At 65.1% G+C, this 13562-nt stretch carries 11 protein-coding genes; 5 read left to right on the top strand and 6 right to left on the bottom strand.

What is annotated here, in order from left to right:
- Positions 1-158: 158 nt before the first annotated feature.
- Positions 159-590: a hypothetical protein gene (locus tag FA89_RS11970; protein WP_036140797.1), complete on the top strand. Its 432-nt coding sequence runs from the start codon at positions 159-161 to the stop codon at positions 588-590.
- Here the strand turns inward: FA89_RS11970 and FA89_RS11965 are convergent.
- On the bottom strand, positions 568-1857 hold the full coding sequence (locus FA89_RS11965; protein WP_036140796.1) for a glycosyltransferase: 1290 nt from the start codon (positions 1855-1857) through the stop codon (positions 568-570). The genes FA89_RS11970 and FA89_RS11965 overlap by 23 nt on opposite strands.
- A 147-nt stretch (positions 1858-2004) precedes the next feature.
- Between FA89_RS11965 and FA89_RS19250 the strand changes: the two genes are divergently transcribed.
- Positions 2005-4197 carry a pilin gene (locus FA89_RS19250; RefSeq protein WP_051938720.1) on the top strand — a complete coding sequence of 731 codons (2193 nt, stop codon included), beginning with the start codon at positions 2005-2007 and terminating at the stop codon, positions 4195-4197.
- Between the two features lie 127 nt (positions 4198-4324).
- The gene (typA, locus tag FA89_RS11955) at positions 4325-6169 is read left to right on the top strand and encodes a translational GTPase TypA (protein WP_036140795.1); all 1845 of its coding nucleotides are present in this window, start codon (positions 4325-4327) and stop codon (positions 6167-6169) included.
- A 113-nt stretch (positions 6170-6282) separates the two neighbouring features.
- On the opposite strand, the gene FA89_RS19660 is transcribed toward typA, so the two are convergent.
- Complete coding sequence (locus FA89_RS19660; protein ID WP_081916509.1) at positions 6283-7431, bottom strand: M35 family metallo-endopeptidase; 1149 nt, start codon at positions 7429-7431, stop codon at positions 6283-6285.
- 370 nt (positions 7432-7801) lie between these two features.
- Positions 7802-8875 (bottom strand): mechanosensitive ion channel family protein, encoded by a 1074-nt coding sequence (locus FA89_RS11945; RefSeq protein WP_185754326.1) that lies wholly within the window; start codon positions 8873-8875, stop codon positions 7802-7804.
- A 71-nt stretch (positions 8876-8946) separates the two neighbouring features.
- Here FA89_RS11945 and FA89_RS11940 point away from each other — a divergent pair, with 71 nt between their 5' ends.
- Positions 8947-9477, top strand: coding sequence for a mismatch-specific DNA-glycosylase (locus FA89_RS11940; RefSeq protein ID WP_036140793.1), 531 nt, complete (start codon positions 8947-8949; stop codon positions 9475-9477).
- Here FA89_RS11940 and FA89_RS11935 read toward each other — a convergent pair.
- Positions 9453-10685, bottom strand: coding sequence for a cytochrome c (locus FA89_RS11935; RefSeq protein ID WP_051938719.1), 1233 nt, complete (start codon positions 10683-10685; stop codon positions 9453-9455). The genes FA89_RS11940 and FA89_RS11935 overlap by 25 nt on opposite strands.
- A gap of 4 nt (positions 10686-10689) precedes the next feature.
- Positions 10690-11391, bottom strand: a complete 702-nt coding sequence (locus tag FA89_RS11930; RefSeq protein WP_051938718.1) for a c-type cytochrome — start codon at positions 11389-11391, stop codon at positions 10690-10692.
- 129 nt (positions 11392-11520) lie between these two features.
- On the opposite strand from FA89_RS11930, the gene FA89_RS11925 reads away from it, so the two are divergent.
- Complete coding sequence (locus tag FA89_RS11925) at positions 11521-13104, top strand: amidase (protein WP_036140792.1); 1584 nt, start codon at positions 11521-11523, stop codon at positions 13102-13104.
- A 22-nt stretch (positions 13105-13126) separates the two neighbouring features.
- Here FA89_RS11925 and FA89_RS11920 read toward each other — a convergent pair whose 3' ends face one another.
- Entirely contained in the window at positions 13127-13531 is a 405-nt protein-coding gene (locus FA89_RS11920) for a DUF2628 domain-containing protein (protein ID WP_036140791.1), read from the bottom strand.
- Positions 13532-13562: the final 31 nt, after the last annotated feature.

Raw genomic sequence — 13562 nt, 5'->3', positions numbered from 1 at the left:
GCGCCACCTCGCCGCTGGATAGCAACACCGTGACCCTGCCGATCCAAGCAGCGAATGATCCGCCCACGGGCTAACGCCACTCTTCTAACGGGGTCCTAACAAAACAACTGCTCCCCGCCACTAGCATCGGCCATGCATCGATCCCCAAGGAGCGACGGATGGAACGCGAACTGAAGCTCGGCGACAAGCGGATTGTCATCCAGGACCCTAACGGTGCCCTGGCGCATACCATCGATGCGCGCAGCGGTCGGCCGCCGCCCGATACGTCTCGAACCCAGGCGAGCGAGGCGGCTACGCTGCCACCCCAGGGGTTTCCCGATACCTCCGATCCGCTCGGCGTGGCGCATGCCGAAGGGCAGCTCTACGGCGCCATCTACCAGGGCAAGGTGGGTCCAGCTACGTTCGTCGTGAGTGGGTTGTTGTCGTTGCTAGGCGTCCTGTGCGCCGTCGCAGTGATCAGCGAGCAGGCATGGAGCGCCCCGCTTCGTGCCGTGGCGGGGACGCTCGTGGTTCTGACGGATGCATGGATCTTCTGGGTCGTCTTTCGCCGTATGCGCGAGCGCAGACTCAAAAACGCACGATCGAGCTGACCACTCGCAGCACCTCGGCCCGCGTGTCCAGGCGGCGGTGCGCATCCGCCAGCGCCATGGCCCCGGCCTTCAAGGATGGATCGGTGAGCAGTCGCTCGACCGCGATGCGCACGTCTTCGACACGGGCAGCGTTTGTCTGCAGATCGATGCCCGCTCCGGCCCACGCCACGCGTGCGCTGACGTCCGCCTTGTCCTCGGTGAGGCCCGCGGCCACGATGGGAATACCGTGGACGAGCGCCTGGTTGACCGTGTTGTAACCGCCGTTGGTCACCAGCACGTCCACCTTCGGCAGCAGCCATTCGAAGGGAAGATAACGGGCGACCCGCGCATTGGAGGGAAGGGCGCCGGTGAGCGATTCCACCGGTCGGCCGCCGGTGGTCACGACCACGAGCGCATCCGGCCTGTCCGCCAGGGCAGCCAGCGTGGGTTCGACGAGCTGGCTGAAGTCGTGGTTGGACAGTGTGCCCTGCGTGACCATGACGACCTTGCGCGCGCCGTCGAGGTCATCGGACCACGCGGGTAGCGGTGCCTGGTTGGGCGTGATGGGCAGCGCGCCCACGAAGCGAACGGCGTCCGGCATGTCGGGACGCGGGTATTCGAAGTCGGGCACGGTGAGCTGGATATGGGCGTCGGGCAGACAGGTCACCGCGTCGAGGATGTCCATCGGCAACGGCGGTGCGCCGGCCGACGCCAGGCAACGGTCGATATGGGCGGCAAACGGATGGGCGAAGCAGCTTTCCACCTCGTCGGCGACGGCGGCATAGGCAGCTTCCTCGGCGGCGTCGCGAGCGGGTGGCAGCCCCATGTTGCACGGACCGCGATCCGGCCGGTGCCACAGCAGAAAGGTGGTGCCGCACAGCAGGATGGCCGGCCGTGCCGAACGCTCGCCGAGCAGGAAGGGAAGGACGCCGAAGAAGAGGTTGTCGGCGACGATGAGATCGGCGGCGACATTCGCCATGACCTCGCGCAAGCCGCGGTACTGGGCGCCGAGGGGATCGGCGAAGACCCGCTTGAAATAGAAGAGCGTCATGGCGGGGCCGGGTTGGAGCTCAGCGAACTCCGGATAGGCCGCGAGCATGTCGCTGGCGTCCACGTCGGCCTCGCCAGGAAAGGGATGGAACCTGGCACCGATCGCTTCGATGCGGTCGCGGAAATGGGTGGCCGACAGGCCGACGACCTCGTGGCCGGCGTCGACGAGCATGCGGCCGACGGCGAGGACGGCGTTGAGGTGGCCCAGCAGAGGGACCGAGGTGATGATGATCTTCATCCGGGCATTGGACGACGCGCGGGTCGCGGAATCTGTCGGCGTAGAACCCGTCAGCACGTCGGCCGATAAGCCTGCCGAAGCCAGCCCGACGACTGCTATCCTCCGGGTCCCGGCAGGAGCCGGACGAACCCAAGGGGATACAGAGCAATGATTGCCCGCCGTACCGTCGTGCTGTCCGCCGCCATCGTCGCGGCTCTCGGGCTGGCCGCCTGCCACCGGAAAGACGAAGCACCCGCCGCCGATCCGAAGGCCATCGCGGCCGCCCAGACCGCCATCGCCTCACCGGCGTGGCTTCGCCAGCACCTGCCCGCGCAGACCGTCGCCTACATGCGGTTCCCCTCGCCATGGGCTCTTGTCGGCGGCGTCCCCACGGGACGACCGCTGGACGCCGCCCTGTCGACCAAGGCGAACATCGACGCCATTGCGAAGGTGCGCGAGGCCATCGCCAAGGACGCCACGCTGGCCGATGCACGGATCGGACCGGCCTTGAGCCTGCTGGTGGGCGAACTGCGCTCGCCGGTCGAGGTGGCATTGATCGACCCGCTCGGCATCCCTGCCCCCACTTCGCGCGTGGTCGCCACGGCGGCGCTCTCGTTCGATTCGGTGGATGCCTTCAACAAGCAGGTCGCGACCCTGTTCACCACGCCGGTACTCGCCGCACCGCTGGATGCCCGGGGCAACGGCAAACTGGTCTCCGGCGGCGCCATCCGCTATGTCGCCGCCGAGCACCGCGTTTGGATAACGCAGTCGATGCAGCAGCCCAGCGACGGTGCCACCCTCGACGAACTGGTCGCCACGTTCGGCAAGTCCACGGCGGCAACCGCCCCGGCCACCCTTTCCGCACTGGAAGCCCGCATCGATACCTCGGGCCAGGGCCTGTTCGGCTGGGCGTCCGTGCGTGGCGTGGGCGGTGTCGCCGCCGCGCAGGCTGGTGACAATCCCCTGGGCAAGCTGCCGGCCGATTTCGCCAGCAAGGCCGACGCGGTGGCGTTCGGCGGAGGCACGGTGGACGGACGCGGCCAGTTCCGCATGATCGTGCACGCACCGCAGGCGCGCCTGCTGCAGTACATCGCCCCGCGCTCGTTCGCCCCGGATTTCAAGACGGTCGGCAAGCCGCGCTGGGCCATGAGTGTCGCCTTGCCCAGCGCCGAGGGCTACAAGGCGTTCGAGGACAACCTCAACCTGGACTTCGGCTCCGAGAACGCCGGAAAGGTGCGTGGCGCCCTGGCAAAGATGCGCCAGACCTACGGCTTCGACGTGGCCGACTATACGAAGTGGCTGGGCCCGGAGTCGGTCGCCTTCGCGGACGATGCAGGCGAGTTCTTCGCCATCCGTACGCGCGACCGCAAGGCCTGGTACGCCCGCATCGACGAGATGACCAAGGCGGGCCGCTGGCGCAGCGGCGAGACCACCATCGACGATGCCCATGTCCACTGGCTGTTCATGCCCGGCGCGCCGTACCTGGCCGACGATGCCAATCCCTCCAGCGAGCAGTTCAAACCCTTCCTGGCGCTGGCCCAGCGGGTGGGAACACGCCTGTACTGGGTGGAGGAAGGCGACTGGATCGTGCTGGCCAAGGTGCCCCAGGCGCTCGCCGATCGCGCCGCCGGCAAGCCCGATACGTCCATCGCGGACTGGTTCAAGGATCGCAGCTATCCGGGCGTACGCACCTTGCTCGGCTTCACCGTCACCAGCCACGGCGCCCAGCGCGACGCGTACTACGCCTATATCCAGTTCCTTCAGTTCATGGGTGGCATCGCGGGCAGCGATATCGACGTTTCCGCCCTGCCCGCCGCCCATACGCTGGGACTGCCCTCCGACGGCGTGCTCGGCGCCGCGCTGGAGACCGACCAGGACACGCTGGGGCTGTCGCTCACATACGAACAGGCCCCGACGGAATTCATCGGCCACAGTGGCGCCGGTGGCGCGGTGGCCGGCATGGCCATCATCGCCGCCATCGCCGTACCGCAGTACCAGCAGTACATGCTGCGCAGCCAGGTGACGGCCGCGCTGACGGCGGCGGAGCCTGCGAAGAAGGCGGTCGCCGAACGACGGCTCGCCAGCGGCAAGTTCCCGTCGAGCAACAAGGCGGCCGGACTGGGCCCTGCCGACTCGCTGGGCAACGACTACGCCGGTTCGGTCGAGGTCGGCCAGGGCGGCGAGATCGCCATCACCCTGGACGGCGAGGCGCCGCACAAGGCCGACGCCAAGCTGATCGGCGGTCGCCTGGTGCTCATGCCCGAGATCGAGGCGGGCCGGGTGAACTGGACGTGCGCCGGCGACGGCATAGACGCGAAATATCTGCCGGCGACCTGCCAGGGACAGCTTCCGGGGCTCTGAACCGAGGTCGGGGGGCGGGGTTGCCTGAACGGCGCCCCGCCAGTCATGCGAAAGTCGTCAAATTCCTTTATAATCGGCGGCTTCCCAACCTAAAGAGGCGATCCGGCTGTACGCCGGCGCATAACGCATGTCGATCGAATTCCTGCGCAACATCGCTATCGTCGCTCACGTCGACCATGGCAAGACCACCCTCGTCGACCAGCTTCTGAAGCAGTCGGGCACGCTCAACGAGCGTACCGTGCTCGCCGAGCGCGTCATGGATTCGAACGACCAGGAAAAGGAGCGTGGCATCACGATCCTGGCCAAGAACACGGCCATCACCTGGGAAGACAAGAAAACGGGCGTCAAGAACCGCATCAACATCGTCGACACGCCGGGACATGCCGACTTCGGCGGCGAAGTCGAGCGCGTGCTGTCGATGGTGGACACCGTGCTGATCCTGGTCGACGCGATGGACGGCCCGATGCCGCAGACGCGCTTCGTCACCCAGAAAGCGTTTGCGATGGGCTTCAAGCCGATCGTCGTCGTCAACAAGGTCGACCGTCCCGCCGCACGTACGGAATGGGTGGTCGAGCAGGTGTGGGATCTGTTCGCCAAGCTCGGCGCCACCGACGAGCAGATGGATTTCCCGATCGTCTACGCGTCGGCGCTGAACGGCTACGCCTCGCTCGACGAGAATGCCCGTGAAGGCGACATGACCCCGCTGTACGAAGCGATCATGCAGCACGCACCGAAGCCGGACGTCGATCCGGAAGGCCCGTTCCAGATGCGCATCAGCCAGCTGGACTACAACAACTTCGTCGGCGTGATCGGCATCGGCCGTGTGCAGCGCGGTACCCTGAAGAAGGGTATGCAGGTCGCCGTGATCGACCGCGAAGGCAAGAAGCGCCAGGGCAAGATCGTCCAGGTGCTCGGCTTCCTGGGCCTCGAGCGCATCGAGCAGGACAGCGCCGAAGCCGGCGATATCGTCGCTATCTCGGGCATCCCCGACCTGACCATTTCCGACACGCTGACCGCACCGGATACGCCGGAAGCGCTGCCGGCGCTGAGCGTCGACGAGCCGATGATCAGCATGACCTTCCAGGTCAACAACTCGCCGTTCGTCGGCAACAAGGATCTCTCGGGTGGCAAGTTCCTGACCAGCCGCCAGCTGCGTGAGCGCCTGGACCGCGAGAAGGTGCACAACGTCGCCCTCCGCGTCGAGGACGGCTCCGACGCCGACAAGTTCCTGGTCTCCGGCCGTGGCGAACTGCACCTGTCAGTGCTGATCGAGAACATGCGTCGCGAGGGCTACGAGCTGGCCGTGTCGCGTCCGGAAGTCATTCTCAAGGAAATCGACGGCCAGAAGATGGAGCCGATCGAGGAACTGGTGATCGACATCGAAGAGATCCACCAGGGCGGCGTGATGGAGCGCCTCGGCATCCGCAAGGGTGAGCTGAAGAACATGGTCTCGGACGGCAACGGTCGCGTGCGTCTCGAATACGAGATCCCGGCCCGTGGCCTGATCGGCTTCCAGAACCAGTTCAAGACCCTCACCCAGGGTTCCGGCCTGCTGTTCCACGTATTCAAGGAATACGGCCCGTACACCCCGGCTCCGATCGCCAAGCGCCAGAACGGTGTGATGATCGCCAACGCTGGCGGCAACACCCCGGCCTACTCGCTCGGGCCCCTGCAGGAGCGCGGCAAGCTGTTCGCCGCCGAGGGTGACTCGGTGTACGAAGGCCAGCTGATCGGCATCCACGCGAAGGACAACGACCTCACCGTCAACGCGATCAAGCCGAAGCCGCTGACCAACATGCGCGCCTCCGGCAAGGACGATGCGATCCAGCTGACCCCGGCCACCAAGTTCACGCTGGAACAGGCCCTGGACTTCATCGACGACGACGAGCTGGTCGAAGTCACGCCGAAGGAAATCCGCATGCGCAAGAAGCACCTGACGGAACAGGATCGCAAGAAGGCGTCGCGCGGCTAAGGCCAGGCGATACCTGCGATCCAAAAAGAGCCCGGCACATGCCGGGCTCTTTTTTTGTCACGTTGAACGGCTGGCAGGTAGGAGCCCACGGTGTGGGCGAACCCTCGACCCACCTATTCCTGGTAAGGCGTCGTATCTGTAATAAAGAATTCGAAGTTATCAGCATTTCTTACCGCCACGGACCGCCGCTCCCTCGCAAGCTTTTCAACGGCTGGATGTCCATACAGGTAATCCCCCGTGCCCGGATAAAAAGCGTTGTAGTGTGTGTATTCGTGTGCAATAGCGCCAGTTTGCGAAGCATAGGCGTCAAACAAAGGCAACTCGAAAAACTTCTTACAGAAATACATGGTGTAAGTTGATTCCGCCTCGGCATGCGCAGCAACGTTCGGTTCAAAACCCGGACATCCGCAATGTATTGTCGGAGCGCCGGCTCCTACTCTTTTGCCGGTGGCTATGACCGTTTCATAAACACGCGCATTGTCATTGACACCCCACTCGCTGGAGCCAAACTCAGGCTCCGCATCGTCATGCACGCCGAACCATCGCACGTAACGAGGATGGGGATTGAAGCGATACCTCAGATGACCGGCCTCTATGTAAGGGACGTAGCGATCACGCATGAATTGTTCCGCTGCGAATATTCGTCGCGTGGCCTCCAATCGCGCTGAGGCTATAGCCGCTTGCTGCGGCATGGAACACTTCAACTCATCCTCAGACAAGGATACTTTGGTTCCTGCTACCGACTCTGCAAAGAACACGGTGACCGCGTTGGACACGGCGCGACTCTGGGATGGCTTTACAAAACCTGCTCGTTCAGCCGACGAGACGACGGCTACGTCCGGTTCGCGCGTCAGGTCGATCTCATACCGTACTTCGTAAGCTTTGTTAGCTTCGAATCGATATTCGGGTGCCAGATTTACTTCCTTTGTAATCACCTCACCGGGCAGAACATGGCGAAAGGAATCCATACCAAGGCGTCCGACGTATACCCACGACCCGCGGTAAGCCACCTCCTTGCCCGCCATGTCGGTGACTTTGAATATCGCCCCCGGCAACCTTCCACCCGAGGCAGGAAAGGGCGTATCCCACGACATGATGGACACAGGCGCATCACCTGTATTGGTCAGCTTCAAGATGACCAATGCGCCCGGATCGTGGGGGTTGGAAAGCGTCAGCGACACATCGATATGTCCGTCCGCGCTCGCTATACCAGGCAGTGAGAGTAGAGCAGCGAATACAGTTCGGCGAAGTAGATCCTTCATGGTCTAGCTATCCTCATTTTTCATTGGACCCACGCCGGCTCCGGCAGGGTTGCTGAAGAATTTAAGGATCGCGACCTACTGTAGACATACGACTATTCTGAAAAAATGCATGAATCTTTCTGTCGACCCTGGACACAGCGACAAGCTTCTTTGCGCATTCGATGGACGCGCAAGGTCGATCGAGGCGGCAGGTAGGAGCCCACGATGTGGGCGAACCCTCGAGGTAACTATGGCGACTGAGGCCATGCACCTCATCCATGCGGGCGTTTCCGGGTGTTGAACGGAGATGCTTTTAAGGCGCTTTAAAAGCCGTCTTAGGAGGGTCTAAAGACGCTCGCCTGTGCGAAAGGAGCTGCCTCATCCGCGATAGCTACCTTGAGGGTTCGCCCACATCGTGGGCTCCTACGCGGTAACGGGGCATGTAGGCGGGGAAATCGCGGCGGACGAAGGCGATCAGGCCTTCGCGCACCTTGCAGCGCAGGTCGAACGACTTGCCGGAGTCCATCGAGCTGACCAGGGCGCGGATCTGCATCGCCTTGTCGTTCGCCTCGACCACCTGCAAGACGATGACGCGGCCGTCCCACTCGGCGGCGTCCTTGCAGATGCGCTGCAACTCCGTGCGCAACGGGTCCAGCGGCAGGCCGTAGTCGAACCACAGCAGCACCGAACCGAGTATCTGCGAGTTGTTGCGTGTCCAGTTCTGGAACGGCGTCTCGATGAAGTATTGCAGCGGCACGATCATGCGGCGCTGGTCCCAGATCGCCACCACCACGTAGGTGCTGGTGATTTCCTCGATCCGGCCCCACTCCCCTTCGACGATCACCACGTCGTCGATACGGATCGGCTGCGTCAGCGCGATCTGGATGCCGGCGATGAGGTTGCCCAGTACCGGCTTGGCGGCGAGGCCTACCGCGAGGCCGGCCAGGCCGGCGGACGCTAGCAGGCTGGCGCCGAACTGGCGCACGGTGGGGAACGTCATCAACGCCACGCCCAGGCCGAGCACGATGACTACGACCATGCCGGTGCGTGCCAGCACACGGACCTGCGTCTGCACGCGTCGTGCGCGGAGATTGTCTTCCAGGTCGATGGGATTGAAACGGGATACCGTGGCTTCCAGCGCGCCGATGCAACGGACCAGGAACCAGGTACAGGCCCCGATCAGCAGCACCGCGATCAGGTGTTCCAGCCCATCGATCAGGCGCTCGGGTTGCTCCGGCGCGGCACGGAAAGTCAGCAGCAGCATCGCCAGCGGCACGATCACTTCCATCGGCGCCTTGGCGCGCGCGATGATGCTGGCACCGCGTGGGTGTCGCAGGGTGAAGCGACGCAACAACAGGTCGACGAAGCGGCGGAGAATACCCGCGACGGCCAGCGCGATCACTACGATCAACGCGAAACGCGTCCACGGATGCGAAAAATCGGGCATCCAGTCGGAAGGGTTCATGGGCGACGAGCCTAACGCCCCGGATGTCCACATTTTGTTGTGATGCAGCAATCGGGAGGTAAAACGTCCGTATGAGCCACGACGATCCACACGGTTTCATCCTCCCCGACGTGCTCGAAACGGGCCTGGCGCTGGTGTTCTGCGGCACGGCGGCAGGTACGCGATCGGCCCGCGACAGCGCCTATTACGCCCACCCGGGCAACATGTTCTGGCGCACGGTCCATGCGGTGGGCCTGACACCGCGGCTGCTGGCACCCGCCGAATACCCCTTGATGCCGGATTTCGGCATCGGCCTGACCGACCTGTCGAAATTCCATTACGGCAACGACGCCGAGCTGCCCCGCGACGCGTTCGATGTCGCCGCGCTGCGCGAAAAGCTGGCGCGATTCGCCCCACGCACCCTCGCTTTCACCAGCAAGCAGGCGGGGCGCTCCGCGCTCGGCAGGCCGGTCGACGTGGGGCGACAACCCGTAGACATCGGGTGCACCGCCGTCTTCGTGCTGCCCTCCCCGTCCGGCCAAGCGCGGCGATCGTGGGACGTCGAGCCCTGGCGACAGCTTGCCGCCTTCGTGCGCGATCAGCCGCCCGGCGTCGATCGATAGGCGCGCACGTCGCCAGGTGACACCGCCGAGGCCTTGTTCGACCAGGCCTGCCGGATGTAGGTCACGACCGCCGCCGCATCGTCGTCGCCGAGTTTCTGCGAGAACGGCGGCATGGAATAGGGTCGCGGGTTATCGCGCGTGGCGGGCGCGAAGCCGCCGCTCAGCACGATGCGGATCGCGTTGATGCCCGTGGGTTCGGTGACCGAGGCGTTGCCGTCCAGCGCCGGGTAGGCGTCGCGCTTGCCGCGCCCGTCGTCGCCATGGCATTGCGCGCAGTGTGCCGTATAGGCTGTCTTGCCGTTACGCGCGAGGTCGTCCGCACCGGCCGCGGATTCGCGTTGCTCCGCGGGTTCGCGTTCCGGCAGCGCGGCCAGGTAGCTCGCCATGGCGGCAAGGTCGGCATCGGTGAGGTGCTGCGTGCTTTGCAGCACCACCTCGGCCATCGGCCCCAACGCCGTGCCTTTCGCGGAACGACCGGTCTTCAACAGTGCCACCACGTCCGCCTCCGTCCAGCCGGACAGTCCCCCATGGCGGCCCATGGACAGGTCCGGCGCGTACCAGTTTTGCGTGGGGATGATGCCGCCGGCGAGATAGGGCTCGGTGACCATGGCACCGAAACGGTTGCGGCTGGCGTGGCACTCGTTGCAGTGGCCCAGGCCCTGCACGAGGTAGGCACCGCGGTTCCACGGCGCCGATCGTTTCGGATCGGGCCGGAACTCGCCCTCGTCGAAATACAGCGCACGCCACGAGGCCATCAGCGAACGCATGCTGTAGGGCCAGCGCAGCGTCGGCTCGGGTACCGCACGCTTCACCGGCGCCAGGCTCTTCAGGTAAGCGAAGATGGCATCGGTGTCCGCGCGCGTCACCTTCGTGTACGAGGTGAACGGGAATACGGGATACAGCGAGGTATCGTCATGCCCCTTGCCTTCATGCATCGCCCGGTAAAAATCGTCGGCATGCCATGCGCCCAGGCCGGTCTCCCGGTCGGGCGTGAGATTGGGCGCAACGATGGCGCCGAACGGCGTACCGATAGCGCGGCCACCGGAAAACGGCACGCCGCCACGCGCGGTATGGCACGACGCGCAATCGCCCGCAAGGGTGAGGTAACGGCCGCGCTCCTCGACGGTCTCGGCATGCACGGGAAAACCCGCGAAAACCAGAAAAACGAGGTACAGGCAACGTACGGGATGACGGATCGGCAGGTTCATCGACTCATCCTCCCAACACGCCGCAGCGCATCGGTGGCGTGACACTGCCGGCCGGTTCGGCATGGGTATCCTCGGGCACGGGGCGCGTGGCCAGCCACGCCGATACCGCGCTGATGTCCGCATCGCTCAGTCGGCTGACGATCGTCGCCATGCAGTCGGGTGCCGTCGTACTGCGCGTGTCGGTGCGCCAGGCACCCAACTGCGCGCTGATGTAGTCATACGGCAGGTTGACCAGTCCCGGGATATCCGGCTGGACCCCGGCCAGGCGCGCACCGTGGCAGGCGACGCACGCGGGCACGCCCTTCTGCGCATCGCCGCGCAGCACCAGCTGCTCGCCACGTGCCGTGTCGCGTGGCGACATCGCCGGTGCCGGCTGCTTCGTATAAGGCACCTGCTGGGCGGAGAAGTAATCGGCGATCTCGCGAAGGTACGCGTCGCTCAGCGGGGCGACGGTGTATTCCATGATCGGGTAATGCCGCAGGCCTTTCTGGAAGTCCTGCATCTGCCTATGGAGGTAGCCCGCCGGCTTGCCGGCCAGGCGCGGGTTGAAGCCATTGTCCCCACCCTCCCCGTGCACGCCATGGCAGCTGGTGCAGGCGGCGATACGTTGCACGAGGGTATCGGGCACCGTGGTCGTATCCTGCGCGCGCACCGCGAGGGCGCACAGCGCGATGACGGCGACGGTGAGTCGGCTCGGAAGACGCATGGACACTCCCTGGCGTAACGTGGGCAAGGCCCACCGCAGGCGCGGTCGGGCATGGCAAGGTTCGAGTATAGCCATGCGCGACAGCCGTCAGATCGGGCATCATCGGCAGACGTCGCCAGGGGGAACGCCATGCAGCACCTTTCCAGAAAACCGGTCGCGCTCGTTGTTGCACTGACACTCGCGCTGACCGGGGTCGCCGCAAGCGCCCGTGAACCGGTCGACGACGATGCCTTTGCGTCCATCGCGGTCGTGCGGCAGGCCTATGCCACCGGTGCGCTGACGCCCGAAAGCCTCACCGCGTTGTTCCTCCGGCGTATCCAGGCCCTCGACCGTGCAGGCCCCTCGCTGCACGCGGTGCTCGAGACCAACCCCGACGCGCTGTCCATCGCGGGCAAGGCAGGCCGCAAGGGCTCGCTGGCGGGCATCGCGATCCTGCTCAAGGACAACATCGACACCGGCGACCGCATGCTCACCACGGCCGGTTCGCTGGCCCTGGCGACTAAGCCGGCGCCGCACGACGCCACCGTGGCGGCGAAACTGCGCCAGGCCGGCGCCGTGATCCTCGGCAAGACCAACCTCAGCGAGTGGGCGAACATGCGCTCCACGCACGCCACCAGCGGCTGGACGGGGCGCGGCGGCCTGACCCTCAACCCGTACGTGCTGGATCGCAACGCCTGCGGCTCGAGTGCGGGCTCCGGCGCGGCGGTCGCCGCCGGCCTTGCCACGGTGGCGATCGGCAGCGAGACCGACGGTTCCATCATATGCCCTGCCTCGATGACCGGACTGGTCGGGATCAAACCCACGGTCGGGCTGGTCAGCCGTGCCGGCATCATTCCCATCTCCAGTAGCCAGGACACCGCCGGCCCCATGGCACGCAGCGTGGCCGATGCCGCGACGGTGCTGGGCGCGATCGCAGGCAGCGACCCGCGCGATCCGGCCACGAAGGACGCGGACAAGCACGCCACCGACTACACGCGGTTCCTCGACCCGAACGCCCTCCGTGGCAAGCGCATCGGCGTGGTGCGGCAGCTGGCGGGCATCGAGCCCAACGCCGATCGCGCCCTGGAGCACACCATCGCCTTGCTCCGGGCACAGGGCGCCACCGTGGTCGACAACGTCACCCTTCCGCACCTGAAGGAACTGAGCGAGCACGAGCTGGACGTGATGCTCTACGAGTTCAAACACGGCATCGACGCCTATCTTGCCGGCCGTCCCGACCAGCCGATGAAGAACCTTGCCGACCTCATCGCGTTCAACGACCGCGAGGCCGCGCGCGAGATGCCGTGGTTCGGCCAGGAACTGTTCCTGCAGGCACAGCAGAAGGGTGACATCACCGATCCGGCGTATATCGCGATGCGTGACGACAACCAGCGCCTCGCGGGGCCCGAAGGCATCGACGCCGCGCTGGCGAAAGACCACCTCGACGCCCTGCTGGCGCCCAGCTGGGGACCCGCCTTCGTCAACGATCTGGTCCTGGGCGATCATGTGGTGAGCGGCGACCCGACCGTCGGTGGTGTGTCCGCACCCGCGGCAATCGCCGGCTACCCGTCGATCACCCTGCCCGTCGAGTTCGCGCACGAGCTACCCGTGGGCGTGGTGTTCTTCGGCACGAAGTGGAGCGAGCCGACCCTCATCGCCATCGCCTACGGCGTGGAGCAGAAAACCCGGGCCTTCCGGCGTCCGGGGTTCCTGCCGACGCTGCCGACATACTGATCGGCAGCGTCGTGGTGCTACATCAAAGGCGCATGCCTTCGAACGGGTTCCAGCTGTCCTGGCCCTTGACGCGCTTGAGGTAGAACGAGTAATTGACCACCAGCATGTAGAACACACTGAAGCCCGTGCCGAGGCCGCGATACACGACGTCCGGCGCGTTGAACACGGTCATCAGCACCATGACCGCCACCTCGAGTCCAAGGATGGCGAGCGCCTTCTTCCACAGGCCCAGGATGCAGAAATAGATCGGGCCGAAGAAGAACGCGAAGAAGTTGGCGTTGACGATGAGCTTCTGCTTGAACGGAAGCTTCTTCAACTCTTCCTTATAGCGCGGGGAACTGGGACCGCCGAAACGCTCGAAGAAGGCGAAGCGGGTGTTCCACTTCGCATTGAGCGTGGGATCGGTAACGAACTCGGCTTCTGCCATGGCATAACTCCTGTGGGGATACCGCGCGGGA

The organism is Luteibacter sp. 9135 (assembly GCF_000745005.1).
In the GTDB taxonomy this organism is placed as follows: Bacteria; Pseudomonadota; Gammaproteobacteria; order Xanthomonadales; family Rhodanobacteraceae; genus Luteibacter.
The sequence above is the reverse complement of the archived record's forward strand: the minus strand, read 5'-3'. Positions and strand labels throughout refer to the sequence as shown.

Excerpts from the sequence above, each read along its gene's own strand:
- FA89_RS11970 (WP_036140797.1), top strand. The coding sequence starts at position 159 with ATGGAACGCGAACTGAAGCTCGGCGACAAGCGGATTGTCATCCAGGAC.
- FA89_RS11965 (WP_036140796.1), bottom strand. The coding sequence starts at position 1,857 with ATGAAGATCATCATCACCTCGGTCCCTCTGCTGGGCCACCTCAACGCC.
- FA89_RS19250 (WP_051938720.1), top strand. The coding sequence starts at position 2,005 with ATGATTGCCCGCCGTACCGTCGTGCTGTCCGCCGCCATCGTCGCGGCT.
- typA (WP_036140795.1), top strand. The coding sequence starts at position 4,325 with ATGTCGATCGAATTCCTGCGCAACATCGCTATCGTCGCTCACGTCGAC.
- FA89_RS19660 (WP_081916509.1), bottom strand. The coding sequence starts at position 7,431 with ATGAAGGATCTACTTCGCCGAACTGTATTCGCTGCTCTACTCTCACTG.
- FA89_RS11945 (WP_185754326.1), bottom strand. The coding sequence starts at position 8,875 with ATGAACCCTTCCGACTGGATGCCCGATTTTTCGCATCCGTGGACGCGT.
- FA89_RS11940 (WP_036140793.1), top strand. The coding sequence starts at position 8,947 with ATGAGCCACGACGATCCACACGGTTTCATCCTCCCCGACGTGCTCGAA.
- FA89_RS11935 (WP_051938719.1), bottom strand. The coding sequence starts at position 10,685 with ATGAACCTGCCGATCCGTCATCCCGTACGTTGCCTGTACCTCGTTTTT.
- FA89_RS11930 (WP_051938718.1), bottom strand. The coding sequence starts at position 11,391 with ATGCGTCTTCCGAGCCGACTCACCGTCGCCGTCATCGCGCTGTGCGCC.
- FA89_RS11925 (WP_036140792.1), top strand. The coding sequence starts at position 11,521 with ATGCAGCACCTTTCCAGAAAACCGGTCGCGCTCGTTGTTGCACTGACA.
- FA89_RS11920 (WP_036140791.1), bottom strand. The coding sequence starts at position 13,531 with ATGGCAGAAGCCGAGTTCGTTACCGATCCCACGCTCAATGCGAAGTGG.